The organism is Marinobacter sp. MDS2 (genome assembly GCF_030718085.1).
Taxonomy (GTDB): domain Bacteria; phylum Pseudomonadota; class Gammaproteobacteria; order Pseudomonadales; family Oleiphilaceae; genus Marinobacter.
The window spans coordinates 433,979-457,242 of record NZ_JAVAJF010000002.1; the positions used below are offsets into that span (position 1 = coordinate 433,979).

Annotated in this window: 19 protein-coding genes; 9 read left to right on the plus strand and 10 right to left on the minus strand. The window is 54.1% G+C overall.

Going from position 1 to position 23,264, the window contains the following annotated elements; translation table 11 throughout:
* Positions 1–5: 5 nt before the first annotated feature.
* A complete protein-coding gene (locus Q9245_RS12755) occupies positions 6–1,649 on the minus strand; it encodes an FMN-binding glutamate synthase family protein (RefSeq protein ID WP_305897541.1) in 1,644 nt (547 codons plus the stop codon).
* A 267-nt stretch (positions 1,650–1,916) separates the two neighbouring features.
* Between Q9245_RS12755 and Q9245_RS12760 the strand changes: the two genes are divergently transcribed.
* Positions 1,917–3,509: a BCCT family transporter gene (locus tag Q9245_RS12760; RefSeq protein WP_305897542.1), complete on the plus strand. Its 1,593-nt coding sequence runs from the start codon at positions 1,917–1,919 to the stop codon at positions 3,507–3,509.
* 69 nt (positions 3,510–3,578) lie between these two features.
* Here the strand turns inward: Q9245_RS12760 and Q9245_RS12765 are convergent, their stop codons facing one another.
* The 4 genes from Q9245_RS12765 to Q9245_RS12780 all read right to left on the minus strand — a co-directional run bounded on the left by Q9245_RS12765 (position 3,579) and on the right by Q9245_RS12780 (position 7,367).
* Entirely contained in the window at positions 3,579–4,526 is a 948-nt protein-coding gene (locus Q9245_RS12765; RefSeq protein WP_305897543.1) for an alpha-L-glutamate ligase-like protein, read from the minus strand.
* 1 nt (position 4,527) lies between these two features.
* Complete coding sequence (locus Q9245_RS12770) at positions 4,528–6,045, minus strand: inactive transglutaminase family protein (protein ID WP_305897544.1); 1,518 nt, start codon at positions 6,043–6,045, stop codon at positions 4,528–4,530.
* Positions 6,042–6,749 (minus strand): RimK/LysX family protein, encoded by a 708-nt coding sequence (locus Q9245_RS12775; RefSeq protein ID WP_305897545.1) that lies wholly within the window; start codon positions 6,747–6,749, stop codon positions 6,042–6,044. Before Q9245_RS12775 ends, Q9245_RS12770 begins: the two co-directional genes overlap by 4 nt.
* Positions 6,750–6,983: 234 nt before the next feature.
* Positions 6,984–7,367, minus strand: coding sequence for a hypothetical protein (locus Q9245_RS12780; RefSeq protein ID WP_305897546.1), 384 nt, complete (start codon positions 7,365–7,367; stop codon positions 6,984–6,986).
* Between the two features lie 295 nt (positions 7,368–7,662).
* Between Q9245_RS12780 and Q9245_RS12785 the strand changes: the two genes are divergently transcribed.
* On the plus strand, positions 7,663–9,075 hold the full coding sequence (locus tag Q9245_RS12785) for a DNA recombination protein RmuC (protein ID WP_305897627.1): 1,413 nt from the start codon (positions 7,663–7,665) through the stop codon (positions 9,073–9,075).
* A 4-nt stretch (positions 9,076–9,079) separates the two neighbouring features.
* A complete protein-coding gene (locus tag Q9245_RS12790; RefSeq protein ID WP_305897547.1) occupies positions 9,080–9,958 on the plus strand; it encodes a hypothetical protein in 879 nt (292 codons plus the stop codon).
* Between the two features lie 4 nt (positions 9,959–9,962).
* On the opposite strand, the gene Q9245_RS12795 is transcribed toward Q9245_RS12790, so the two are convergent.
* The gene (locus tag Q9245_RS12795) at positions 9,963–10,985 is read right to left on the minus strand and encodes an AraC family transcriptional regulator (RefSeq protein WP_305897548.1); all 1,023 of its coding nucleotides are present in this window, start codon (positions 10,983–10,985) and stop codon (positions 9,963–9,965) included.
* A 187-nt stretch (positions 10,986–11,172) separates the two neighbouring features.
* On the opposite strand from Q9245_RS12795, the gene Q9245_RS12800 reads away from it, so the two are divergent.
* Entirely contained in the window at positions 11,173–12,231 is a 1,059-nt protein-coding gene (locus tag Q9245_RS12800; protein WP_305897549.1) for a CaiB/BaiF CoA-transferase family protein, read from the plus strand.
* 71 nt (positions 12,232–12,302) lie between these two features.
* Here the strand turns inward: Q9245_RS12800 and Q9245_RS12805 are convergent, their stop codons facing one another.
* Positions 12,303–15,110, minus strand: a complete 2,808-nt coding sequence (locus Q9245_RS12805) for a hypothetical protein (RefSeq protein WP_305897550.1) — start codon at positions 15,108–15,110, stop codon at positions 12,303–12,305.
* A gap of 470 nt (positions 15,111–15,580) precedes the next feature.
* Here Q9245_RS12805 and Q9245_RS12810 point away from each other — a divergent pair, with 470 nt between their 5' ends.
* The gene (locus Q9245_RS12810) at positions 15,581–17,095 is read left to right on the plus strand and encodes a fumarate hydratase (RefSeq protein WP_305897551.1); all 1,515 of its coding nucleotides are present in this window, start codon (positions 15,581–15,583) and stop codon (positions 17,093–17,095) included.
* Positions 17,096–17,137: 42 nt separating this feature from the next.
* Here Q9245_RS12810 and Q9245_RS12815 read toward each other — a convergent pair whose 3' ends face one another.
* Together Q9245_RS12815 and Q9245_RS12820 are read right to left on the minus strand one after the other, a co-directional pair.
* Positions 17,138–17,461 carry an MGMT family protein gene (locus Q9245_RS12815; RefSeq protein ID WP_305897552.1) on the minus strand — a complete coding sequence of 108 codons (324 nt, stop codon included), beginning with the start codon at positions 17,459–17,461 and terminating at the stop codon, positions 17,138–17,140.
* A gap of 23 nt (positions 17,462–17,484) precedes the next feature.
* Positions 17,485–18,246: an SDR family oxidoreductase gene (locus tag Q9245_RS12820; protein ID WP_305897553.1), complete on the minus strand. Its 762-nt coding sequence runs from the start codon at positions 18,244–18,246 to the stop codon at positions 17,485–17,487.
* A gap of 128 nt (positions 18,247–18,374) precedes the next feature.
* Between Q9245_RS12820 and Q9245_RS12825 the strand changes: the two genes are divergently transcribed.
* From Q9245_RS12825 to Q9245_RS12840, 4 genes are all read left to right on the plus strand, one after another.
* Complete coding sequence (locus Q9245_RS12825; protein WP_305897554.1) at positions 18,375–18,887, plus strand: FxsA family protein; 513 nt, start codon at positions 18,375–18,377, stop codon at positions 18,885–18,887.
* A 197-nt stretch (positions 18,888–19,084) separates the two neighbouring features.
* On the plus strand, positions 19,085–19,372 hold the full coding sequence (groES, locus tag Q9245_RS12830; protein WP_114333243.1) for a co-chaperone GroES: 288 nt from the start codon (positions 19,085–19,087) through the stop codon (positions 19,370–19,372).
* 75 nt (positions 19,373–19,447) lie between these two features.
* Entirely contained in the window at positions 19,448–21,109 is a 1,662-nt protein-coding gene (gene groL / locus Q9245_RS12835) for a chaperonin GroEL (protein WP_305897555.1), read from the plus strand.
* Between the two features lie 269 nt (positions 21,110–21,378).
* Positions 21,379–22,221 (plus strand): SDR family oxidoreductase, encoded by an 843-nt coding sequence (locus Q9245_RS12840; RefSeq protein ID WP_305897556.1) that lies wholly within the window; start codon positions 21,379–21,381, stop codon positions 22,219–22,221.
* A 59-nt stretch (positions 22,222–22,280) separates the two neighbouring features.
* Here the strand turns inward: Q9245_RS12840 and Q9245_RS12845 are convergent, their stop codons facing one another.
* A complete protein-coding gene (locus Q9245_RS12845) occupies positions 22,281–23,174 on the minus strand; it encodes a metal-dependent hydrolase (protein WP_305897557.1) in 894 nt (297 codons plus the stop codon).
* Positions 23,175–23,264: the final 90 nt, after the last annotated feature.

Consider the following 23,264-nt stretch of genomic DNA (forward strand, 5'->3'; position numbering starts at 1 on the left):
AACATTTACCGCAACTTGGTTTCTCTGAGTTTCAGGATGAATTCCGGTGGCTCAAAGGTATCCGGTTTCGCGCACTTCCAGTATTTATCGAACACCGTTAACCCGGTTTCGCCCTCAAGCAAGATGCCGGGCTCTAGAAAATGGTACAGGTCGAGATAGCTCTGCACCTTGGTTTTCGACACTCGGCGTACAATATGTTCCGGCCCCAATTCTGAAGGATGTTTCAAGCCAGAGGCTTCCAGCAGGTTCTGAAGGGCATCCAGCGTCTTGTTGTGGAAGTTGTACACCCGTTCGCTTTTCAGGGGCACGTCCAATTTGTTGCCACGGCGCGGGTCCTGGGTGGCGACACCAGACGGGCAGCGGCCGGTGTGGCAGTTAAGCGCCTGAATGCAGCCCAAGGCGAACATGTAACCGCGTGCGGCATTGCACCAGTCAGCGCCCATGGCCAGTGTGCGAGCAATGTTGAAGGCTGAGGTGATTTTGCCAGCCGCGCCTATGGCGATGTCATCGCGCAGGTTGGCACCAACCAAAGTGTTGTGTACCAGCAGCAGAGCTTCGTTCAGCGGCATGCCCAGGCGATTAATGAACTCCAGCGGGGCAGCACCGGTACCACCTTCGCCGCCATCGACAACGATAAAATCCGGCTTCTTGCCGGTTTTCAGCATGGCTTTGACGATCGCGAACCACTCCCACGGATGCCCGATGGCGAGTTTGAAGCCAACGGGTTTGCCACCGGAAAGCTCCCGCAGTTGCTCGATAAACTCAAGCAGCTCAATAGGGGTGGAAAACGCAGAGTGGCTAGACGGTGAAACGCAATCTTCGCCCATGGGTACACCGCGTGCGTCAGCGATTTCAGCGGTGACTTTTTCGGCGGGAAGAATGCCGCCGTGGCCGGGTTTGGCCCCCTGAGATAGTTTGACCTCTATCATTTTTACCTGATCCAGGCGGGCATTCTCCTGAAACCGCTCCGGGCTGAAGGTGCCATCCGGATGACGGCAGCCGAAGTAACCCGAACCAATCTCCCAGACCAAATCCCCGCCCGGTTCTTTGTGGTAACGAGAGATGGAGCCTTCACCGGTGTCATGGTAAAAACCGCCTTTCCTGGCCCCGGCGTTCAGGCTCAGTATGGCGTTCGCCGATAACGAACCAAAGCTCATGGCAGAAACGTTAAAAATGCTGGCGCTGTAAGGTTTTGCGCAATGTTTCCCGATCACTACCCGGAAGTCGTTGGACGGCAGTTTGGTGGGGGTGAGGGAGTGGTTCATCCACTCGAAGCCTTCTTCGTACATCGACAGTTGCGAACCGAACGGGCGTTTGTCGAGCACCCCTTTGGCGCGCTGATAAACAATGGCGCGCTGCTCACGCGAGAAAGGGCGTTCATCGGTATCCGATTGAATAAAGTACTGGCGAATCTCTGGCCCTATGGATTCGAGCAGATACCGAAAGTTCGCCATGATTGGGTAGTTGCGGCTAACGGTGTGTTTTCGCTGCAGAAGATCTCTGGTGCCAAGGGCCGTCAGGGCAGCGAACACAAGTGGGAATAGGTATCCCGAGCCGGCCCACAATGAGAGCGGAAGGGAAATGAGCAGTCCCGCGATGCTGAGGGCGTAGGCGGAATAGCGAAAAGGGAAGGTGGTGGTCTTAACCATGAATACCTCTAAATGGCCCTGGAGGATGGGTGCTCCTCAGTATATGCCAGACAGGCCAACATGGAGCAAGCTGCTGAAAAGAATTGAAAAAAGACTTCGCCCTTTTTTGTGTGGTCTATAATTCTGTGAAGGGACGCGACACAAGGGGTACTTTGATGTTTTGAGATCAAAGTAATAGGATAACGCGCTTGTAATCTTTCGGGGCGGCTTGGAATAGCCTCTCATCATCCATCTTTCAGACATCACACCAAAACCAGGAGGCTCCACGTGGGCGAGGTAGTGAAAGACGAATATCAAACGGACTACGTTGCAGGCCAGGATAATATCAATCCGTTTGGCCTGGACCTGCATAACTGGGTATTCCCGGTAACTGCAGTGGTTGTAGTGGCGTTTGTCATAGGAACTCTCATGTTTCCGGCTTTGGCCAAGGAAACGCTTGATGGAGCAAAGTGGGGAATTATCGCCAGTTTTGACTGGTTCTTCCTGCTAAGCGCCAATATCTTCGTGATAGTGAGCCTTGCGCTTATCTTCATGCCAGTGGGTAAGATCCGTCTTGGCGGGCAAGATGCAAAGCCGGAGTTCACCCGAATTTCGTGGTTTGCCATGTTGTTCGCAGCGGGCATGGGTATCGGTCTTATGTTCTGGGCTGTTGCCGAGCCGGTGGCGTATTACACCGGGTGGTATGAAACACCGTTTAATGTTGAGGCGAATTCCGAAGCGGCTCGTGATCTGGCTATGGGGTCTACCCTGTACCACTGGGGTCTGCACCCTTGGGCTATCTATGCGATCGTAGCCCTGTCGCTGGCATTCTTTGCGTTTAACAAGAACATGCCGCTGACCATTCGTTCTGCCTTTTTCCCGCTGCTGAAAGACCGAGTGTGGGGCTGGCCGGGGCACATTATTGATGTGCTGGCGGTTGTGGCGACTATTTTTGGTTTGGCGACTTCCTTGGGTTTTGGTGCGCAGCAGGCCGCTTCAGGCTTGAACTACCTCTTTGATGTGGGCGCGGGTACCAACGTTCAGATGGCCATTATTGTGGGCGTAACGGCTCTGGCATTGATGTCGGTTCTGCGTGGACTTGATGGTGGTGTGAAGGTGTTGAGTAACATCAACATGATCACCGCTGCAGTATTGCTGGCTTTTATCGTATTTGCCGGCCCGACCATGACCATTCTGGAAACCATTTGGGTAACGTCGTCTTCTTATGTGACTAACGTCATTCCTTTGAGTAACCCGTTTGGCCGTGATGACTCCGCCTGGATGCAGGGCTGGACTGTCTTCTACTGGGCTTGGTGGATCTCCTGGTCACCTTTCGTAGGTATGTTTATCGCACGTGTTTCCAAAGGTCGTACTGTACGTGAGTTTGTCACCGCAGTTCTGATCATCCCGACCGTGATTACGACAGTATGGATGAGTGGCTTTGGTGGTACTGCGCTAGAGCAGATTCAGAACGGTGTAGGTGTGCTGGCCGAGAAAGGACTCACAGATGTTTCACTGGCAACCTTCCAGATGTTCGAAGGTTTGCCGCTGACCGGCATTATCTCCTTTGTGGGCATCATTCTGGTGTTGGTGTTCTTTGTGACCTCATCGGATTCCGGTTCACTGGTAATCGACAGCATCACTGCTGGCGGTAAAACCGATGCACCGACAGCTCAGCGTGTGTTCTGGGTTGTTATGGAGGGGGCCATTGCCGCTGCGTTGATCTTCGGTGGCGGTGATGATGCTCTGGGCGCTATCCAAGCGGTGGCAATCAGTGCCGGTCTGCCGTTTACCCTGATCTTGCTGATCATGACGTGGGGCTTGCTCAAGGGGCTTTCCCAAGAGCGAAAACTACTGGTCCAGCGGGGCGAATTGCTCTGATCGACTGAGTTAGGTAAAAAAACCGAAGCTTGATTGGCTTCGGTTTTTTTTTGTCTGAATGCAAGCTTATTACATTCGGCTGAAGCTATTCATCGCAAACTGCGCTCGTTCGCGCGGGCTGAAATGAGGGCGCTTTAACCCCTCGATCGCTTTTAGGCGCGGCATCAAACCACAGCCGTTAGCCATTTGAATCGCCAAGCCGGGGCGGGCGTTCAGCTCCAGCAACAAGGGGCCTTGGTGGGCATCGACCACCAAATCCACACCCATATAGCCCAGGCCGGTCGCTTCATAACAGCGGGCGGCCATTTCCAGCATGTTCTCCCAAGATTCAATCTGAATGTTCTCGAGAGCCAGCCCGGTATCCGGGTGGAGGGTGATGGGGCGGTTAAACTGAACGGCGTTCAGGCTTCGGCCGGTGCCGAGATCCAGGCCGACACCGACGGCGCCTTGATGCAGGTTCGCTTTGCCGTCCGAGGCTTTGGTGGCTAGCCTTAGCATGGCCATGATGGGGTATCCCTGAAATACAATGATGCGAATGTCCGGCACACCTTGGAAGGAATACTTGGCGAGATCGGGTGAGGACTCCACCAGATCTTCGACAATCGCCACATCCGGCGTGCCGGCCAGAGAGTAAAGCCCGGCCAGAATATTGGTCAGGTGCCGCTCCAGCATGGCAACGGGGATTCGGGCGCCAGACGCTTTGATGAAGTCGTCACCATCACGACCGGTGATTACAGTGATGCCTTTTCCGCCTGAGCCTTTGGCGGGCTTGATGGCAAAACCGGAGAGGTCCTCGGCCATTTCGCGGAAGTGGGAAATCTCGTGCTGCTGGCGCACCACCTGGAGAAGTTTCGGCGTTTTAACGTCGTATTCGCCTACGGCGAGCTTGGTCTTCAGTTTGTTATCAACCAAGGGGTACGACGAGCGGTCATTGTACCGGGCAATGTAATCCACATTGCGCCGGTTCATGTTCAGCATCCCGATTCGATTCAGCCTGCGAGGGGAAATCCAGTCCATATCAGTCGTAGGCCTTCATCGGGTTGAATCGACGAAGCTCGCTGAGTTTGTAGCCTGTGTACTGGCCCATCAGCAGAATCAGCCCCAGAATGACCAGGTGCAATTCCGGGAAGTTGAAGGTCAAGTGACCCGCCAGCGGCCGGCTCATGGCGAGGTAGGCGCAAATGGCAACAAACAAGCTGCCCGCGCCTTGTACCGCGACTTCACGGGGGCCTTCTTCCTCCCAGAGGATCGACATACGCTCGATGGTCCAGGCAATGATCACCGTGGGGAAGAAGGTCACGGTCATGCCGGTGTTGAAGCCCATTTGGTAGCCGACGATGCTCAAACCGGCGGTGATGAATATCACCAGTATGATCAGCGCCGAGATTCGGGAAACGAGAAGCAAATTAAGGCTTGATAGATAACCCCTGAGCAGTAGACCTATGGCAACTACGGACAGGAAGGCGATCAGCCCGGGTACCAGTGTGGTTTGCACAAAGGCAACGGCAATCAATACCGGCATGAAGGTGCCGGACGTGCGAACGCCGATCACCATGCGCATAAATGCGACCATTAGGGCACCGATTGGCAGCAGCAACAGCATTCTGAACATGCTTTGTTCTTCAATGGGCAACTGGTAAAAACTGAGTGCACTCAGGCCGTTGGAGGCCGCTTCCCGCGCTGCTAACTGCAACGCCGGGATTGTCTGCCGGAGCATGGAAAAGCTGACTTGAGAGTTGTCGCCGCCCACTACGTCCAGCAGGGATTCCGAGCCTTGGCGCCATAGCAGAAGGTGCTCCGGAACACCTTGTTCTGCCGTACGCGGGTCAAACGTTAGCCAGCGCTCGCCGTTATAGATCTGAATGAAAGGGACAAGGTGCTGGCGCCGGCGCGCATCTTCAAGTTTGAGTGCGTCCGCCGTGCGAGCGGCGATGCCTGCGTGATTCAGCATCCTGACCAGAATTTGCAGGTAATTTTCATCAGACACCAGCATGGTGGAATTCTGGGTGCGGTTGTCTGGCTGCATGAGGGTGATCAGCTCCCGGGTCAGGCTTTCGGGTGAGCTGGAACGTTCTGTTGCTTGGCTAAGTAGCTCCCTTACCGCGGTGGCTTGTGGCTCTTCCCAGAAGACCGTTTGGGGCTGGGGCGGGCGTTTAGGTGGCTGCTGAACGATGCTGTCATCAGGTACGAATTGGGTTTTGAAGTAAAGGGTTTGTGGGCCAGTGACTTCACGTTTTGTCCATTCTGCACGTCGGCTGCCGTTGTTCTCAAGGATAGAGAAACCGTATCCGGGCGAGGCCGCCTGCTCGGTTAAAATACGAAAGCCGGGAGGTTGTTGCGGTACATGCAGGTTAACCTGCGCCGATTCGCCATACCCTTGAAAATCCACTCGGGCTTCAACCATCCAAACCGGTTGCTGTTCGCCGGTCATCCAGGGGATGCCCATCTCGAAATGTCGCCAGGTGGCCACGGAAAGCCCTGCGGTAATGAGCAGGAACACGGCCACATAAAATGGAATGCGGGACCTCACGGTCATGCGTCATCTCCCGTTTGGGTTTTATTGCGGTAACTCTTGGGAAGTTCGGTCGCGAATTCTTTCCCCACATCGATCAGCATGACGTCGCGCAACACGTTGCGGCCAATCAAGACTTCGTAGGTGAGGTTGGTGCGATCGGCAAGGGTAAACTCCGCAACTTGCTCATGATCGCCAATGGCAAACTGAAGCTCTACCACAACGCGGCGTTCGGCTTCATCGGCAGCGGATTGGATAATTTTAACGCGGCGGGAAATTTCTTTCTCCAGAGTGACCCATTCTTCACCGGAGCTGCCAGGCACCGGGACTTCAAACCGTACCCAGTTGCCGCCATCGCGTTCAAAGCGCTTTACATTTCGGGTGTGTATTGACGAGGTTTCTGCACCGCTGTCGATTCGGGCGGTATAGACTGTTCCGGCGTCGGCCAGATACAGTTTCTCGACCTCTCCCACAACAACCTTGCCTTTCAGGCGATCAGCCCGGCCAGTGTCTTTGGGCACCGGAGGACAGCTTCGTTGAACAACCGGCGGGCAGGTGGGTTTTTCGACTTGGGTGGCGATCGCATCCAGAATCGTTTGAGTGGATTGCTTTTGGTGGCCGAGCAGTTGTTCCTGGCGCACGCCGGCGTTGCTTTCCATTGTCACCAGAGTGGCTCGCTGTTTGTTGAGCGATGCTCGAATGTCATCGACCCCTTCCTTGGGCACCATAAAATATTGGTCCGCAGTACATCCGGTTAAAGCAAGAAAAAACGCTGTCATGCCGAAAGCAATTAGTGGTCGAGGTTTGAAGAACCTGTCACCCATGAATATCCCCTGAATTGGCTGCTCGATAAACCGGTTGTGGAGTTTGTGCCGGTCAGCCTTCATTGTGTTGTCGGTCAGGAGGATGAGTATACTACAAGCTGGATGTTCGACGCCTTTACAGATGGTTAAGGCGCAGGCTTATTTGCCAAGAAACGAACCCGTTCCCAGAGTGGTTTCCGAGCGCAGGTATTCCTGAATCACTGGTGAACAATTGAGGTAGAACAAGAGCAGCTCACGTTGAATATCCTGATCCTGGATTCGGGAGGCATAGCCGATCACTGCTTTTAGTGTTTCGTCGTCTGCTGCCGGGTTCTCTGGCGCCGCGAATGATTGATCGTAACGGTCGCGCAACAGCTGGTTCAGCCGCTCAAGGTGAAATTCGCCGGTATGGGTGATGTGAGGCAGCACCTTGGCCCCGCTGCGACGGCCGGGCGTTTGGCATTGCGCCCAGCTGGTTTCCTCTGCAGTGGCTTCTGTTTGCAGAAGTTCCGATTCCAGTTTTCTCCAGAGTTCTTTCAACATGCTCGAGTCCTGCAGATGAGCATTTGGTTGGCGTGCCATCAAAAAATGAATCGCTGTTTCATTCTTTTTAGATGAATTTACCCCTTGCGTCTAGAGCGACGTCCGTCAATTGCGTTAAATGCCAAACAGTCGAGGCTGTTATTGCGGCGCTTTTCCAATTTCCCCCAAAATCAGATCTCTGGGTTAGACTGTCAGGCTTTGGCTATTGATAACCGCCTTGATTCATCTGTTGAATGTTCAGGAGTTGCCGTAAGTGGTAGAGGGATTCGCTCAATTCAGTGCAGCCAACCCGGAAATGGTTCTCGGGGTTGGTGCGGTTTTGCTGGCCGTTTGCTTGGGTTTGCTCGGCTTGTTGGTTCACAGAACGTCCCGGTTAAACGCCGCCCATCAAGCGCGCGCTTTGCATGATCAAGAAATCCGGTATCTGGAAACAAACTTGGCCGAGAAGCAGGATCGTGCAGAGAAGCTGGAGCATGCGGTAGAAAACTGGCGGGATCAGGTTGCGGTTTTGAAGGCCGATCTTCGTGAGCAGCAGGTGACTCTGGACAAGGAGCGCCGCGCCGCCAGAGAAAAGCTCGAGTTGCTGGAAAAGAATCGGGACAGCCTCAAGCAGGAATTCGAGAATCTGGCTAATCGCATCTTCGAGCAGAAGAGCGAGCGCTTCAGTCAGCAATCGAAAACCAATCTGGATGCTTTGCTGACGCCGTTTCGAGACCAGCTGCAGGATTTCCGAAAGCGGGTAGAAGATGTGTACACCACAGAAACCCGCGATCGCCAAGCCCTGCGCAGCGAGATTAAATCACTGCAGGACCTGAACCGACAGATTACCGAAGAAGCTGCCAACCTCACGAAAGCGCTGAAGGGCGATAAAAAGGTACAGGGCAACTGGGGCGAATTGATTCTCGAACGGGTGCTTGAGCGTTCGGGATTGCGCAAAGGCATTGAGTACGAAACTCAGGGCAGCTATCGGGACAGCGACAACCAGCTGTTGCGCCCGGATGTCATCGTTCACCTGCCAGACCAGCGCAATCTGGTGGTGGATTCCAAGGTGTCGCTGGTGGCTTACCAGCAATGGGTGATCGCCGACGATGACGAAACTCGCGAACAAGCGCTGAAACAACACGTTGAAGCGGTGAGAAACCACATTCGCACCCTGAGCGAGAAAGATTACAGTCAGCTCAACGGGCTTCATTCGCCGGATTTCGTGCTCTTGTTTATGCCTATTGAGCCTGCGTTTGTAGCGGCTTTTCAGCAAGATGATAACTTGTTCGCTGAAGCATTCGAGAGAAAGATTATTGTGGTAACACCTACCACTCTGTTGGCGACGTTGCGCACCATCGAGAATATTTGGCGCTACGAGCGGCAAAGCCAGAACGCACGCCGTATTGCCGAACGCGCGGGCGCAGTTTACGACAAGTTGCGAGTGTTTGTGGAAGCCATGGAACGACTTGGCAGTCAGCTGCATACGGCGCAAGGTACGTATGATAATGCGATGAATACCCTGACCCGAGGCCGTGGTAATCTAATCTCTCAAGCTAACAGGTTTGTGGAGCTGGGTGTTCGGGTGAAAAAGGAACTGCCAAAAAGCATTGTTGAACAGGCTGAGGTTGATGCCGACGATGTTGAGAGTGCGGGCGAGCCCGAATCACGCCGTGACGCAGAGTCAGTGGACATGATTTCAAACGGCACCGATAGTCATCAGGAGTAGCAGTATGTTGTTAACTCACAAGCGGCGTATGCCGGCAACTCGTTCGTGGTTGGCCGGATTGGTGTTGTCGTTCTCGGTGGTTGGTGCCGGTCATGCTCAGGCGCTGGAGCCGGAACATGAAATTCACCGGCTTATGTTAGCCACCGAAGAGGCGGTGAGCGCCGAGCGTTGGAGTGAGGCAGGCGAGTATCTTAATCGTCTTCAGGTGATGAAAGGCGAGAAACCCGCCGAGTATCTGTATTACCGTGGCAGAGCCATGTTGCAGGCCAAGCATTTTAACGAAGCGCGCTCTGCGCTCGAAGGGTACGTCAGTCGCGTTGGTGCCGAAGGCAAGCATTACCAGCAGTCGCTGAAGCTGATTACCGATATCGAAAAGCAAAGTAAAGCGAATGCCCGGGCATTGGTTGAGGGAAGCGTGGCGGTTAAAGAGCCGGTCGCGGTGATCGAGCCCGCAGGTGAAGAAGGTTTGGCAAGCCTGCGTAAACTGTATCTTGCGAAAACCGACCGAGAGGCGTTGACCATTCACCTGAATGCCTTGCTGGATGCCAACGGTTGGCGGAAAGACAAAACTGTTGTGCGTCTGGACCGGCCTGCGGACATTCAGTATCGGGTGACCATTAACGACAGCGAACTGACCATCCAGCAGGTGAAGCGAGAGATCGATGGCACACTGGTGCGTAAAACAAGCCCGTTACCGGTGTACGGTGTAAACCCACAGCCTCGTTGGGATTGCGAGGCGGTTGTAGGTGCATGCTGGATCTACGATCCGAGGGATGGTTCTCGACTGTTCCAGCTTGCGCCCAATCAGGCGAAAGTGAGCGAAATCGCTCGCACCTTGGGGCGCCTCATCCGCAACCTGCAGCAAGGAAGCGGGGGCAGTTGATCGCTTAGATCCCGGCCAGATTACCCCGCTCGCCTTCACGCCAGGCGCCCGGGGTAACGCCGGTCCACTTCTTGAATGCACGGTGGAAGGTAGACGGTTCCGTAAAGCCCACTCGTTCCGCTATGTCATTGATTGGCAAGTCCTGATGGCTCAGGTAATAGATGGCCATATCCCGCCGCAGTAAATCCTTGATTTCCTGAAACGACGTGTTCTCCTGTTTCAGCCGACGCCTTAGCGTTTGCGGACTGGTGTGCAGCTCTTGGGCAATCCAGTCAAAGTCCGGCATGGGTTTGGAGAAGTCTCGGCCAATCAAACCGCGAATGCGGCCCGTCCAGGTGTTGCTTTCATCGGGGCGGGATAACAGATCTGCCGGCGAAGTTTTCAGGAATTGGCGCATTTCGGGTTTGTCGCGAATCACTGGCGCTGACAAAAACCGTGTGCTGAAAGTGAGGGCAGTGCAGTCCGATTCGAACGCCAGTGGGCAGCGGAAAATGTGCCGCAATTCATCACCATGGTCAGGCTTTGGGTAATGGAACTCGGCCTTCTCCAGTTCCACCGGTTGCCCGATCAGCCAACTCACAAGACGGTGCCAGATAACCGGCAGGCTCTCTTGCAGGAAATGGTCTGGGTCGCAGTATTCACCTTCAATTATCGACACCAGCCGCGCACTGTCTTCGTGAATTTCCAGCTTCATGCCGGCCATGGGCTCGAACAGGCGGGAAAACTCGTACGTTTGCCGCAAGACTTCTTCCAACGTCTGGCAGTTAATCGCCAGCTCACACATGGTCGCAAAGGTGCCTGATCGGGCCCGTCGTGGCCCCAACCCCATCAGCTCATCACCGGTTCTGACCCAGATCACTTGCATCAAGCGGCTGAATTGGTCGTTGTTCACCCGGGCTTTTTCGATACGCAGAAGGTCTGGTGAAATCCCGGCTTCAAGCAGCAGTTCGCGAACATTGAATCCTAAGCGCTCGGCGCCTGTAAGCGATGCTTCGACAAAGTGTTTTGAAACCGTAAGAGCAGACATAAACGAACCTATAGTGAGACGCCATTCATCATAAGTGCACGGAAAGACAATGCAACCGCTTGAATGACCGCGAAGATGGAAGATTTCGCCAATGGGATTGGCCAAACGGGTAGTTGGCCGAGGCTTGAAAAACCGGCAGCATGAGTTCATGAGCTAATAACGGAAAACAAAACAACAGGAGATTGCCGTGACAGCCCCGCTCAAAGAACTGAAAGTCCTCGATTTCAGCACGTTACTACCTGGGCCCTACGCTACCATGATGTTGGCCGATATGGGTGCCGAGGTGCTTCGTGTTGAAGCGCCAGACCGAGTGGACCTGGTGAAAGTGATTCCGCCCTTTGATGGCAAATTCAGCACGGCGTATTCCTACCTTGGCCGTGGCAAGCAAACCCTTCAGCTCAACCTGAAGCAAGAAGGCAGCGCCGATAAGATCAAAGAGTTGGTAAAAGAGTACGACGTGGTGGTGGAACAATTCCGCCCCGGCGTGATGGACCGCCTAGGCATTGGTTACGAGGCACTCAAAGCCATTAACCCCAAGCTGATCTATTGCGCGATCACAGGCTACGGCCAAACCGGCCCCTACAAAGACCGCGCCGGCCACGATATCAACTACCTCGCCATCTCCGGTGTGGCCAGCCACTGCGGCCGAGCCGACAGTGGGCCACCGCCGATGGGTATTCAGATAGCCGACGTGGCTGGCGGCTCTCACCACGCAGTGATGGGCATTCTGGCTGCTGTTATCCGTCGCCAGCAGACCGGTGAGGGCGCTTTCGTGGACATCAGCATGACCGATGCCGCCTTTGCCATGAACGCCATGGCGGGCGCCGCAGCCATCGCTGGCGGCCAAACCCAGAAGCCGGAAAGCGGCATGCTGAACGGCGGCACCTTCTACGACTACTACCAGACCAGCGATGGCCGTTGGTTGTCTGTGGGAAGCCTGGAGCCACAATTCTCGGCGCGCTTGTGCGATGCCCTGGAAATTCCGGAGATGAAAAGTTTTGCGCTAAGCCAGAACCCGGAGCACCAGCAGGCGCTCAAGCAAGCCATCAAGGAAAAAGTGGCTGCCAAAACCTTTGCGGAATGGCGTGCGGTTTTTGCAGAGGTAGACGCCTGTGTTGAGCCAGTGTTGACGATTGAGGAAGCGGCGGAGCATCCTCAGATGAAAGCTAGGGGGATGGTTGTTGAGAGGGATCGGGGGGATGGTGTTGGGCAGAGGCAGTTTGGGGTGCCGATTCGATTTGCTTGAACTCTTTTTCGCTTTAATAAACAAAAAACCGGCCTGAATGGCCGGTTTTTTGTTATAGGTTGCTAGTTGTTTTACGGCGCTACCGTACCAAGTAAGGTTAGTGTTTGTTGCACGAATGCGGCAAATCCTGCGTCCTGAGGGTCTACAGGACCACTATGGGTGCCAGCTGGAATGGTCGTAACAGCTGTTCCTGTCAATGCCAGCGGCTGGGTGCCGGCTAGCGGAGCGTTAAAGCTGTCGATAGTAATGTTGCCGCCACTCTCTGTTTTGAAGTTGCCTTTCAATGGTGAGCCGCCCCAGACAGGGTCAGCCGAATTCGGAATCACCGTATCGTTGGGTGCTTCAACCAAGGCCAGCGGCGTAGCCAAGTCGGCCAGGTTATCCGCGAAATTGATCGGATCAGCGGTATCGATCGCCGCTTGGAAAATATTGAAGTAACTCTCAAGGCCAGAGTCGCCTTGTGTCAGGCCAGCTGCCGCTTGCAAACCAGGTAGAATGCGTGGGGCAAAGGTCTGAGAGTTTTCCAGAGTGCGTACAACGCCGCCGCCAGGAGTCAGTAAGGCCGCACCGGCAATGTTGTTGAACGCTGATGGTACTGTGCCTGCCGGCGTTCCGTCGCTAATCGTGTTTCCAAGTTGATCTCCGTTAACGGCGGCTATGAACGGTGCGCCTGTAATGGTGCCCAAGGAGTGACCGACAAACAGAACCGGTGTCGTGGGCGCGATCGTGATGCTGTTTGATTGGTCTATCGGGAGGTTGAGACCGGCGAGACTTGCGCGCAAGTTCATCTGGTCAACTGCACTTTGACGAAGGTTGTCGCGTGTGCCCAAAAAGTTGGTCAGGTTAATGAACAAGCTTCCGGAGTCGCCCGCTGTTTCGGTCATAGGGCTCGGTACGCTAGGCTGTGCAGCATAGAAGCCAAAGTGGCGCTCGTCGCCGTCTTGTGGCGCAATTCCAGGGATGGTGCTGCCTGCATTGGCTACGGTGTTCTGAATCGAGACTAAGCCTGCCATCGTAGCGGATGAATCAGCTATAACTGAATCGCATGCCCCGCCCATTATCTGTTGTATCGCCACCGCTGGGTCAGAGCTCAGCCCTGCTCCATTGTCGTTGCAGGTGGTAGCAATTTGCTGGTAATAACCAAGTGAAAGTTGACCTGCAATGAGGGCAGCCCGGTTCGTGTCGTTCACGTCAAGCCCAGCACCTGTCAGCAACACATTGGCAAGATCATCTTGTTCTTTCTGTGTGAATGGAGCGATACCATGCAAAGGCTGGTCAATAGCAACCACTACATACCCGTTGGCGGCCATGGCACTGCCAATGGTCAGGGCTGTACTGCGGTCGGTAGTGATACCGTGCTGGAACAGCACAACGCCTTTAATGGTTGGGCTCGCAGGGTAAAGTACCAGTGCCGGAGCGTCTACATCTGCCTGCTTCTTAGGGAAGGGGAAAATGTGGTTCACAGCTGTCGAAACGGACGGGTCCGCTTGTGGGATAGAAAGTCCAGTACCTGTGAATGCAGTGTTCAGCGCTGCTGCCAGGCTGCTGTCTGCGACCCAGGATTTGGTGACCAGATCCGCGCCTGAAGTTCCGAGGTAGTAGGGAAGCTTTACGGTGCCTTGTGCCGCCAATACATCGTTCGGTGCCAAACCTGATGATTTGAGCGCTGTAAGGGTGCTGGAAGCTACCGCTGAAACTAGGCCGACGGGCGCTGGTGCACCCAAGGTAAAGTCGCTCGCACTTCTGTTCAGTGGTGAGGGGGTTGGCAGAACCCCGGAAGCTGCAAAGTTTGAAGCGAGTGCAACCGCAGCACAGTCTACTGCTGCATCTCCACCGAGTGATACTGTGGGTTCGCACGGCGCGCCGGTCCCGTATAGAGAGGAAAGTGCTTCAGTCGCGGTTTTCCCACTATCACCAAGAGGAATGTTCGGGAACGCGGTGAACGCGCCGTCTACCGTTGCTTTCACAGTGGCGTAATCCGCTGCTCCGCCTGCAACTGCTTGCTTTGCAGCTGACACTTTGATGAAGGATTCAAGTTGATCCTCAAACCATGCCGCAGGCTCAGCAATGTACTGGAGCGCTTTCTCATCGTTAGAGGTAGTGAAGCTATAGGTCAACGCTATCTGGTCTTCAGCAATTGGGGTGCCAGCGGCTTGAGCATACGCAAGTGCTAAAGGCTCCCAAAGCTTGTTGACCAGACTCCTGACGGGAGCAAGAGCGTTGCTAAGCAGTCCCGCATTTGGGTCCTCTGCTGTGCCAGCTGCAGTTATGTTGGCGTAAACGGGATCCTGGATAATAGAGTCGCCGTTGATATCTTTAACATCAGTCGTGATAAGAACAACATAACGTTTTTTGGGTTTGAGGGGCTCAAGCGGAAGGATGCGAATCGCCGACGTGCCGTCCAGCGTTTCCACATCAGCTCTTGCCAGAACAGGTGAGCTGCCCACGGCAAGACCCAGTGTGGGGGGCTCGCTGATAGAGAGGGCTCGAAGAGGATCTTCGCTGGCGTAAGCTAGCTCGATGAGGTGTACAGACTTGCCATAAACGACTGTCTCGATATCTAGCTGACCGTTGGTTTGGATAACGGCAGGGGCCACGGTGGAGGCGCCGGAAAGTTCATTGAGCGCAGTTGTGACAGGCGGTTTAGTATCCGCTACACCAAAGGTTCCGTCCCCTTGCTCGCTGTCAAAAATCAAGTCATTCGGCAGAGGCAGTTGACTGGTCGCCGGATTAAAAACTGGCCAAGTCTTCCCATCAATAGAAGAGTCTTTGTATTTCGGGCTGGGGTTGGCGTTACTGTCGTTGCTGCCGCTGTCAAAGCAGCCCGTCAACCCTAGAGTAGAAGCCACGGCAAGACTTAATAAAGTTTTCTTGAACATGGGTGGAACCTTTTCCTGTTGTTGTATCGTTATATCCGGCTTAGACGGAACCGGTCGGCCCCTGAATTCCGCTCTTTTGCCTGTTCTGCTTAGTTGTCTGAAATCGTAGCCAGCACGTTAAGCCAATTTCTGTAGCATTGACTATAGCGACACCTTGGCAAGTGTTGATCAGCCAAAAGTGTGATTCTGCGTTGCAACCCCTCCTCGCACAGATGGAGTCGCCTCCTTGAAAAATAGAGTGCGTTTAGGGGTTTGTCGAGTTAAGGGGGGCTGCTGCTGCAGGATTTAACAATTTGTTTCAAAAACAGCCTGTGGGCTTCATAGATTCCGGCTAGTGAGGTCATAGTGTGTTTCGCCTTCCGTCGCATGCCTCGCGTGTCGAGTTTTCTGGTAAACTCTCGCTTCCTTTATAAGCAGGGCCACTTTGGGGTTCTGCGCACTTCCATAATCAGAAAGCTGATGAGGCGACTATGACCACCGTAATCCGCCAGGACGACCTGATCGAAAGCGTAGCCGATGCGCTGCAGTTTATTTCCTATTACCACCCGAAGGATTTCATTCAGGGCGTGTACGAGGCCTACAAGAGGGAAGAGTCTCAGGCGGCGAAAGACGCCATGGCCCAGATTCTGATCAACTCCCGCATGTGTGCCCAGGGCCATCGCCCGATCTGTCAGGATACGGGCATCGTGACCGTATTCGTGAACATCGGTATGGATGTGAAGTTCGAGTGCGATATGGCGCTGGATGATGTAATCAACGAAGGTGTGCGCCGCGCCTACACCCACCCAGACAACGTGTTGCGTGCTTCTGTACTGGCTGATCCGGACGGCAAGCGTCAGAACACCAAAGACAACACCCCCGCCATCATTCACTACAAGATGGTTCCGGGGAATACCGTTGAAGTGCACGTGGCAGCGAAAGGTGGCGGCTCAGAAGCCAAGTCCAAGTTTGCCATGCTGAACCCGTCTGATTCGGTTGTAGAGTGGGTTCTTAAGATGATTCCGCAGATGGGTGCTGGCTGGTGTCCGCCCGGCATGCTGGGTATCGGTATTGGTGGTACCGCTGAAAAGGCAATGGAGCTGGCGAAGGAGTCCTTGCTGGACCCGATCGACATTCACGATCTGCAAGAGCGCGGTGCCTCTAACCGTGCTGAAGAGTTGCGTCTTGAGTTGTTCGAAAAAGTGAACGACTTGGGTATTGGTGCCCAGGGTCTGGGTGGTTTGACCACGGTTCTGGACGTGAAGGTAAAAGACTACCCGACGCACGCTGCCAACAAGCCGGTTGCGATCATCCCGAACTGCGCCGCGACTCGCCATGCGCACTTCACGCTGGACGGCTCTGGCCCGTCTTTGCAAACGCCGCCGAGCCTGGACGACTGGCCGGAAATCACCTGGGAAGTGGGTGAGAACGTTCGCCGCGTGAACCTCGATACCGTGACCCCGGAAGACGTAAAAGACTGGCAGCCGGGTGAAACCGTTCTGCTGTCCGGCAAGATGCTGACGGGCCGTGATGCGGCTCATAAAAAAATGGTCGATATGATCGAACGCGGTGAAGAGTTGCCGGTGGATCTGAAAGGCCGCTTCATCTATTACGTTGGCCCGGTTGATCCTGTGGGCGAAGAAGTGGTTGGTCCCGCTGGCCCCACTACCGCCACCCGCATGGATAAGTTCACTGACACCATGCTGGAGAAAACCGGTTTGACCGGTATGATCGGTAAAGCCGAGCGCGGGCAGGTTGCGATTGACGCCATCAAGAAGCACGGCGCGGTTTATCTGATGGCCGTGGGCGGTGCGGCTTACCTGGTATCAAAGGCGATCAAAGGTTCAGAAGTTGTGGCCTTCGAAGAGCTGGGAATGGAAGCGATCTACGAGTTCGAAGTGGAAGACATGCCGGTAACGGTAGCGGTCGATTCGCGTGGTAGCTCTGTGCACCAGACCGGCCCGGTTGAATGGCAGGAGAAGATTATCGCAGCCAAGGCTGTGTAATCTGAGTTTTCTGCTTTAATCAGTGCGGCCCTGAGCGAAGGTTCAGGGCTGCCACTGAAAGCTTTTCATCGATACCCTTCCTTTGTTTACTTCTACCCCTTCCAATCGCAGCTTTTCAGTTTGCAGTTGACGGGTTTCTGTACCTTCAGGAAAAGCGATCTGGCCGTTGCTCCGGAGAACCCGGTGCCAGGGGATGCTGTGGCCGGCCGGCAATTTGCCCAGTGCCCGGCCAACAAAGCGGGCTTGGCGGCCAAGACCCGCCATGGCGGCAACCTGACCGTAGCTGGCCACGTTCCCCGGGGGGATCGCAGCCACCACCTGCCAGATCTTTTGTTCTTTAGTGGGTTCGTTACCGATTTCGTCCACGCAGAACTCCGCAATTCAGCCGACTAGAGGCGAAGCGCACCGTCAACTTCGATCATGCGACCAGACATATAGTCGTTCTCAAAGATGAATGCAGCGGCCGATGCGATTTCTTCCGGCTTACCCATGCGCTTGAGCGGGATGCCAGCGGTCATTTTTTCCAGTGCTTCCGGCTTCATGGAAGCGGTCATTTCGGTTTCGATGAAACCCGGGGCGATGCCCATGCAGCGGATGCCGTAACGGGCCAGTTCTTTCGCCCAAACCGGCACGAGTGCAGACACGCCGGCTTTGGCAGCGGAGTAGTTGCTCTGGCCCATGTTGCCGGCACGGGAGATGGAAGCGATGTTGATGATCGCGCCTTTGTCGCCGTTTTCGATCATGCGGGTAGCGGCTTCACGGCCGCACAGGAACACACCGGTGAGGTTAACGTCGATAACCGACTGCCACTGGCTCAGCTCCATACGCTTCTCAAGCTTTCCGTCTTTCACTTTTACCATCAGGCCGTCGCGCAGGATACCGGCGTTGTTGATCAGGCCGTTTAGCTGGCCGAAGTCGGCAACGATGGCTTTGAATGTATTCTCTACATCTTCTTCCTTGGCCACGTTGCACACGTAGGCTTTGGCTTCAACGCCGGCTACTTTGCAGGCTTCAACCGATTCGGCCAGCTTGTCTTCCATCAGGTCGATCAGCGCCAGTTTTGCGCCTTTAGCTGCCAGGTATTCGGCCATTGCACGGCCCAGACCCTGGCCGCCGCCAGTAATTGCGATTACGGAGTCTTGAAGTTTCATAGTTTGCCCTTAGTTAGTTTCTCAGTGATGGTAAGAATTAACTGTGTGCCCGTGGCTTTGAGTCATTTTTGTATGGCGCGGAGTATACCAGACGTTGCCGAACACACATTCACGACCTCGAGGCCAATATGCCGGTTTTTCTTTTTCTGTTTATTGTCATGCCCGTTGCTGAACTGGTGGTGCTCATCAAAGTGGGGGGCATGATTGGCGCGCTTAATACCATTGCGCTGGTGTTCCTGACGGCCATTGTCGGTGCCTGGCTGCTACGAAAGCAGGGGTTGCAGACCTTGTTGAGGGCGAATCAGCGCCTCAACAGTGGTGAGCTGCCCGCGAAAGAAGTGGCGGAGGGGCTGATTCTGGCGGTAGGTGGCGCGATGCTGCTCACCCCGGGCTTTATCACCGATGCGTTTGGTTTTTTCTGTTTGTTACCCGGAACCCGGCATTGGCTGGCGGGGCAGGCGATGAAGCGCATGGTGGTCGCAGGGCAAAGCCGAAGCTTTCATTTTCAGTCCGGTGGCGGGTTTGGCTCGGGCCCCTTTGGACCGCAGCGGCCGTTCGACCGAAACGCCGGCGGTGACATCATTGAAGGCGAGTATCAGGATCAGACCGAGGCGGACCGGGACAAGTTGGAAAAAAAGTAAAAAATTTTCATCGTGGGGTGTTGAAAACGTATTCGACAGCCCCATTTAAGTTGCACAGATTCGCCGCAGGTTGAAAAGCTCTGACTATCAGATGTTTGGAGACCGGGCAGTTTGTCGGGTCCGGGTTTTCCGGCCAGACATTTTTTAACAAGCAATTGTCATTGCCACATTAATCTGACTATTGGAGAAACCGAGCAATGAAGATTCGTCCGCTACACGACCGTGTTGTTGTGCGCCGTAAGGAAGAAGAAGAAAAAACTGCAGGTGGCATCGTGCTGCCGGGTAACGCTAAAGAGAAGCCGTCTCAGGGCGAGGTAATCGCAGTGGGCAACGGCCGCATTCTCGAGAATGGCGAAACTCGTTCACTGGCAGTCAAAGTGGGTGACACCGTTGTTTTCGGCCAGTACGCCGGCAATACCGTGAAGGTAGACGGTGAAGAGCTGCTCATCATGAGCGAGAACGATATCTACGGCGTGCTTGAGTGATCGCATAAGCGACACGCACGAACGAACATTTATCCGATCGATCAAATTTCGGTTTAACGAACAGGAATTAGAGACATGGCAGCAAAAGAAGTTCAGTTTGGTGATAGCGCCCGCAAGCGCATGGTAAAAGGTGTAAACGTTCTGGCTGACGCCGTGAAGGTTACCTTGGGCCCCAAAGGTCGTAACGTGGTTCTGGAGAAGTCTTTCGGCGCGCCGACCGTAACCAAAGACGGTGTATCTGTCGCGAAAGAAATCGAACTGAAAGACAAGTTCGAGAACATGGGCGCGCAGATGGTTAAGGAAGTTGCTTCCCAGGCCAACGAAACTGCCGGTGACGGTACCACCACCGCAACCGTTCTGGCTCAGGCAATTGTTAGCGAAGGCATCAAAGCCGTAACCGCTGGCATGAACCCGATGGACCTGAAGCGCGGTATCGACAAAGCGACTGCTGAAGCCGTTAAAGCGATTCGTGAAATGGCGACGCCTTGCGACGACAGCCGCAACATCGCTCAGGTAGGTACTATCTCTGCCAACGGCGACGAAACCATTGGTAAGATCATCGCCGACGCCATGGAGCGTGTAGGCAAAGAAGGTGTGATCACGGTTGAAGAAGGTCGTGGTCTGGAAGACGAGCTGGACGTGGTTGAAGGTATGCAGTTTGACCGCGGATTCCTGAGCCCGTACTTCATCAACAACCAGGACAACATGTCTGCAGAGCTGGACGACCCGTTCATCCTGCTGGTAGACAAGAAAATCTCCAACATTCGCGAACTGCTGCCGATTCTGGAAGCCGTTGCTAAAGCCGGAAAGCCGCTGCAGATCATCGCTGAAGACATCGAAGGCGAAGCGCTGGCCACTCTGGTTGTGAACAACATGCGCGGTATCGTCAAAGTGAACGCGGTTAAAGCGCCTGGCTTTGGTGACCGTCGTAAGGAAATGCTGCAGGACATCGCCATTCTGACTGGCGGTACTGTGATTTCCGAAGAAGTGGGTCTGACTCTTGAGAACACCACTCTGGATGACCTGGGTACCGCCAAGCGTGTGAACGTCACTAAAGAGAACACCACCATCATCGATGGTGCTGGTGCTCAGGCTGACATCGAAGCCCGCGTTGAGCAGATCCGCAAGCAGATCGAAGACAGCTCTTCCGATTACGACAAAGAGAAGCTGCAAGAGCGCGTAGCCAAGCTGGCTGGCGGTGTTGCGGTTATCAAGATCGGTGCTGGCTCCGAAGTTGAAATGAAAGAGAAGAAGGCCCGTGTTGAAGACGCGCTGCACTCTACTCGCGCTGCCGTTGAAGAAGGCATCGTTGCCGGTGGTGGTGTTACCCTGATCCGTGCGATTGCCGCTTTGGACAAGGTAGACGCGATCAACGAAGAGCAGAAAGCTGGTGTGAACATTCTGCGTCGCGCGATGGAAGCGCCTCTGCGTCAAATCGTATTCAACGCTGGCGGTGAGTCTTCCGTAGTGGTTGCGAAGGTTCGCGAAGGCGATAAGGCGTTCGGTTACAACGCAGCAACTGAAGAATACGGCGACATGCTGGAAATGGGGATTCTTGACCCAGCCAAAGTGACTCGCTCTTCTCTGCAGGCCGCGGCATCTGTAGCGTCCTTGATCATCACCACTGAGGCGATGGTTGCTGACGAGCCGGCCGAAGAAGGTGCTGGTGCCGCTATGCCAGACATGGGCGGCATGGGCGGAATGGGTGGAATGGGTGGAATGGGAGGCATGATGTAAGCATCATGTAACTGATTCACCCGCGTTCATCGCGTTCGAAAACCCCGAAAGTCTCTGGCTTTCGGGGTTTTTTATTGGTTACTCCGTAATCTTTCTTAATTCTCCGGTAGGCGTAAGGCATAGTGTTTGGGTAAATCGAGCCACTGTGCTATGTTACACTGAGTGATGTTTAGAAGTTTAAGGTTTTCTTGTGAGGGTATGGGCGCTTGATGCGCTGACGTACCCCTCAAAAAAAACAGTCGAATTCATATTTATCGGAGTTCTCATCAATGAAAAGTTTGCGAAATAAAGTGGCGGCCGTCACTGGAGCTGCGTCTGGTATTGGACAAGCCCTTGCTCTAGCCCTTGCGAAGGAAGGTTGCCACCTCGCGTTGAGTGATGTGGACCCCGTCGGGTTGAAGAAAACGGTATCCGAGCTGAAACAGTTCGATGTCAAAGTGTGTCATGACGTACTGGATGTGTCTGACCATGCGGCGATGAAAAGGTGGGCCGACAACGTTGTTGATTATCACGGTAAGGTAAATCTGATTTTTAACAATGCCGGTGTGGCGATGGGCGGTACCGTCGAAGAAACCCCGTTGGAAGATTATGAATGGATCCTGAATATTAATTTGTGGGGCGTGATATATGGTACCAAGGCTTTCTTGCCCTATATAAAGTCGTCGGGTGAAGAAGGGCATGTGGTAAATATTTCAAGTGTGTTTGGCTTGTTCTCGCAACCCACACAAAGCGCTTACAACACTTCAAAGTTTGCAGTGAGGGGATTTACGGAATCGCTTAGACAAGAGCTGGATCTTGAAAAAGGGAGGGTGTCAGCGAGCTGCGTCCATCCAGGCGGTATTAAAACCAACATCGCCAAAAATGCGCGAATGAACAAAAGCGTGGAGAGTATTGCCAAGCAAGCCAGCGCTGAGGAGGTGCGCGACCAGTTCGAGAGTCTTTTCATAACCACGCCAGAGAAAGCGGCGTCAGTTATTCTGAACGGTGTAAAGAAAAACCAGCGCAGAATATTGATAGGGCCTGACGCCAAGCTGTTGGACGTTATGGCGAGAGCGTTACCGGCTTCGTATCAAGCCTTGGTGGAAAAGTCGCTGGCTTTCACCGCGAAATAGCAACGCTGAACAAGAACGCGGAAAGTAGAGGTTACCGTCCGCGTTCCAGTATTTCGTCATTAGGCGGCTAAGCCTTTCTGGTCAGTAAGAAATTGATCTATTTGCTCCAGATACTCGCGGTTGTCGTGATCCCACGGGTGAAAGTCGGGTCGAAAGTAATCCAGATAATTGCCGATTTGACGGCGCAGTAATCCAATATCTCCCATCGTGTATCTGAAAAAGTTCTTCCAGCCGTCCCAGTTGGTGATTTGCCCCTCATTGCGCAATGCAGCAATAAACGCAGGAATCGTTAACCCCCAAAAAATCACGGTCGCAGTAACGAAGCCGGCACTTCGGCCTAGGTAGGCTCCTGCGCCTTTCCCCATGACGACATCCCAAACGTCATAAGCAACGGCTTTGTGCTCGGTTTCTTCCAGAGCGTGCCAGCGCCACAAAGCGGCATATTGCGGGTCCGCGCCTTCGGTGGCAAGTGGTTCGGATAACACTCCGTCAGCCAACAGGGCCGTAAAATGCTCCAAAGCGATCGTCGATGAAAGCCCGAAAGATTTGGGTGCATGCTTGGTCGCGCTTTTAAGCAGTTTGGTCACTACCCGTTCAAACGTTCTGGCGGCCGGCGTTTTGGCTAAGAACGCGGAATTGTACTCCTCATGTTCACGACCATGCATCGCCTCTTGACCAATAAAGGCTGTGACGGCTTTTTTTAGCTCAGGGTCTTCAATTTTGTCCCGGTAGGCTCGAACGCTATCGATAAAGAACCGCTCACCGACAGGAAGAATGGTTGAAAAAATATTGAGGAACGTTGTGAAAACCGGGCCGCCAGAATAGTGCCACTCACTAATAATCTGTGGATCCAAAGCGAACTGAATGTCGCGTCTCGTTGGCATTAGCATCGGTGTGTTCTTGTTCGGCTGACTCATATTAGCCTCCAAATGGCGTTGATTTTTTACGTGCACCAATTGATTACCTGTACAACGTTACATTGCTCAGTGTAGCATTGTCTAGAGTTTGAATTCTCTCTGGCTGGAGTGATAGCTGCGGAGGGT

Coding starts and splice junctions, on each gene's coding strand:
- Q9245_RS12755 (WP_305897541.1), bottom strand. CDS start 1,649: ATGGTTAAGACCACCACCTTCCCTTTTCGCTATTCCGCCTACGCCCTC.
- Q9245_RS12765 (WP_305897543.1), bottom strand. CDS start 4,526: ATGGACTGGATTTCCCCTCGCAGGCTGAATCGAATCGGGATGCTGAAC.
- Q9245_RS12770 (WP_305897544.1), bottom strand. CDS start 6,045: ATGACCGTGAGGTCCCGCATTCCATTTTATGTGGCCGTGTTCCTGCTC.
- Q9245_RS12775 (WP_305897545.1), bottom strand. CDS start 6,749: ATGGTGCCCAAGGAAGGGGTCGATGACATTCGAGCATCGCTCAACAAA.
- Q9245_RS12780 (WP_305897546.1), bottom strand. CDS start 7,367: ATGTTGAAAGAACTCTGGAGAAAACTGGAATCGGAACTTCTGCAAACA.
- Q9245_RS12785 (WP_305897627.1), top strand. CDS start 7,663: ATGGTTCTCGGGGTTGGTGCGGTTTTGCTGGCCGTTTGCTTGGGTTTG.
- Q9245_RS12790 (WP_305897547.1), top strand. CDS start 9,080: ATGTTGTTAACTCACAAGCGGCGTATGCCGGCAACTCGTTCGTGGTTG.
- Q9245_RS12795 (WP_305897548.1), bottom strand. CDS start 10,985: ATGTCTGCTCTTACGGTTTCAAAACACTTTGTCGAAGCATCGCTTACA.
- Q9245_RS12805 (WP_305897550.1), bottom strand. CDS start 15,110: ATGTTCAAGAAAACTTTATTAAGTCTTGCCGTGGCTTCTACTCTAGGG.
- Q9245_RS12810 (WP_305897551.1), top strand. CDS start 15,581: ATGACCACCGTAATCCGCCAGGACGACCTGATCGAAAGCGTAGCCGAT.
- Q9245_RS12820 (WP_305897553.1), bottom strand. CDS start 18,246: ATGAAACTTCAAGACTCCGTAATCGCAATTACTGGCGGCGGCCAGGGT.
- Q9245_RS12825 (WP_305897554.1), top strand. CDS start 18,375: ATGCCGGTTTTTCTTTTTCTGTTTATTGTCATGCCCGTTGCTGAACTG.
- groES (WP_114333243.1), top strand. CDS start 19,085: ATGAAGATTCGTCCGCTACACGACCGTGTTGTTGTGCGCCGTAAGGAA.
- groL (WP_305897555.1), top strand. CDS start 19,448: ATGGCAGCAAAAGAAGTTCAGTTTGGTGATAGCGCCCGCAAGCGCATG.
- Q9245_RS12840 (WP_305897556.1), top strand. CDS start 21,379: ATGAAAAGTTTGCGAAATAAAGTGGCGGCCGTCACTGGAGCTGCGTCT.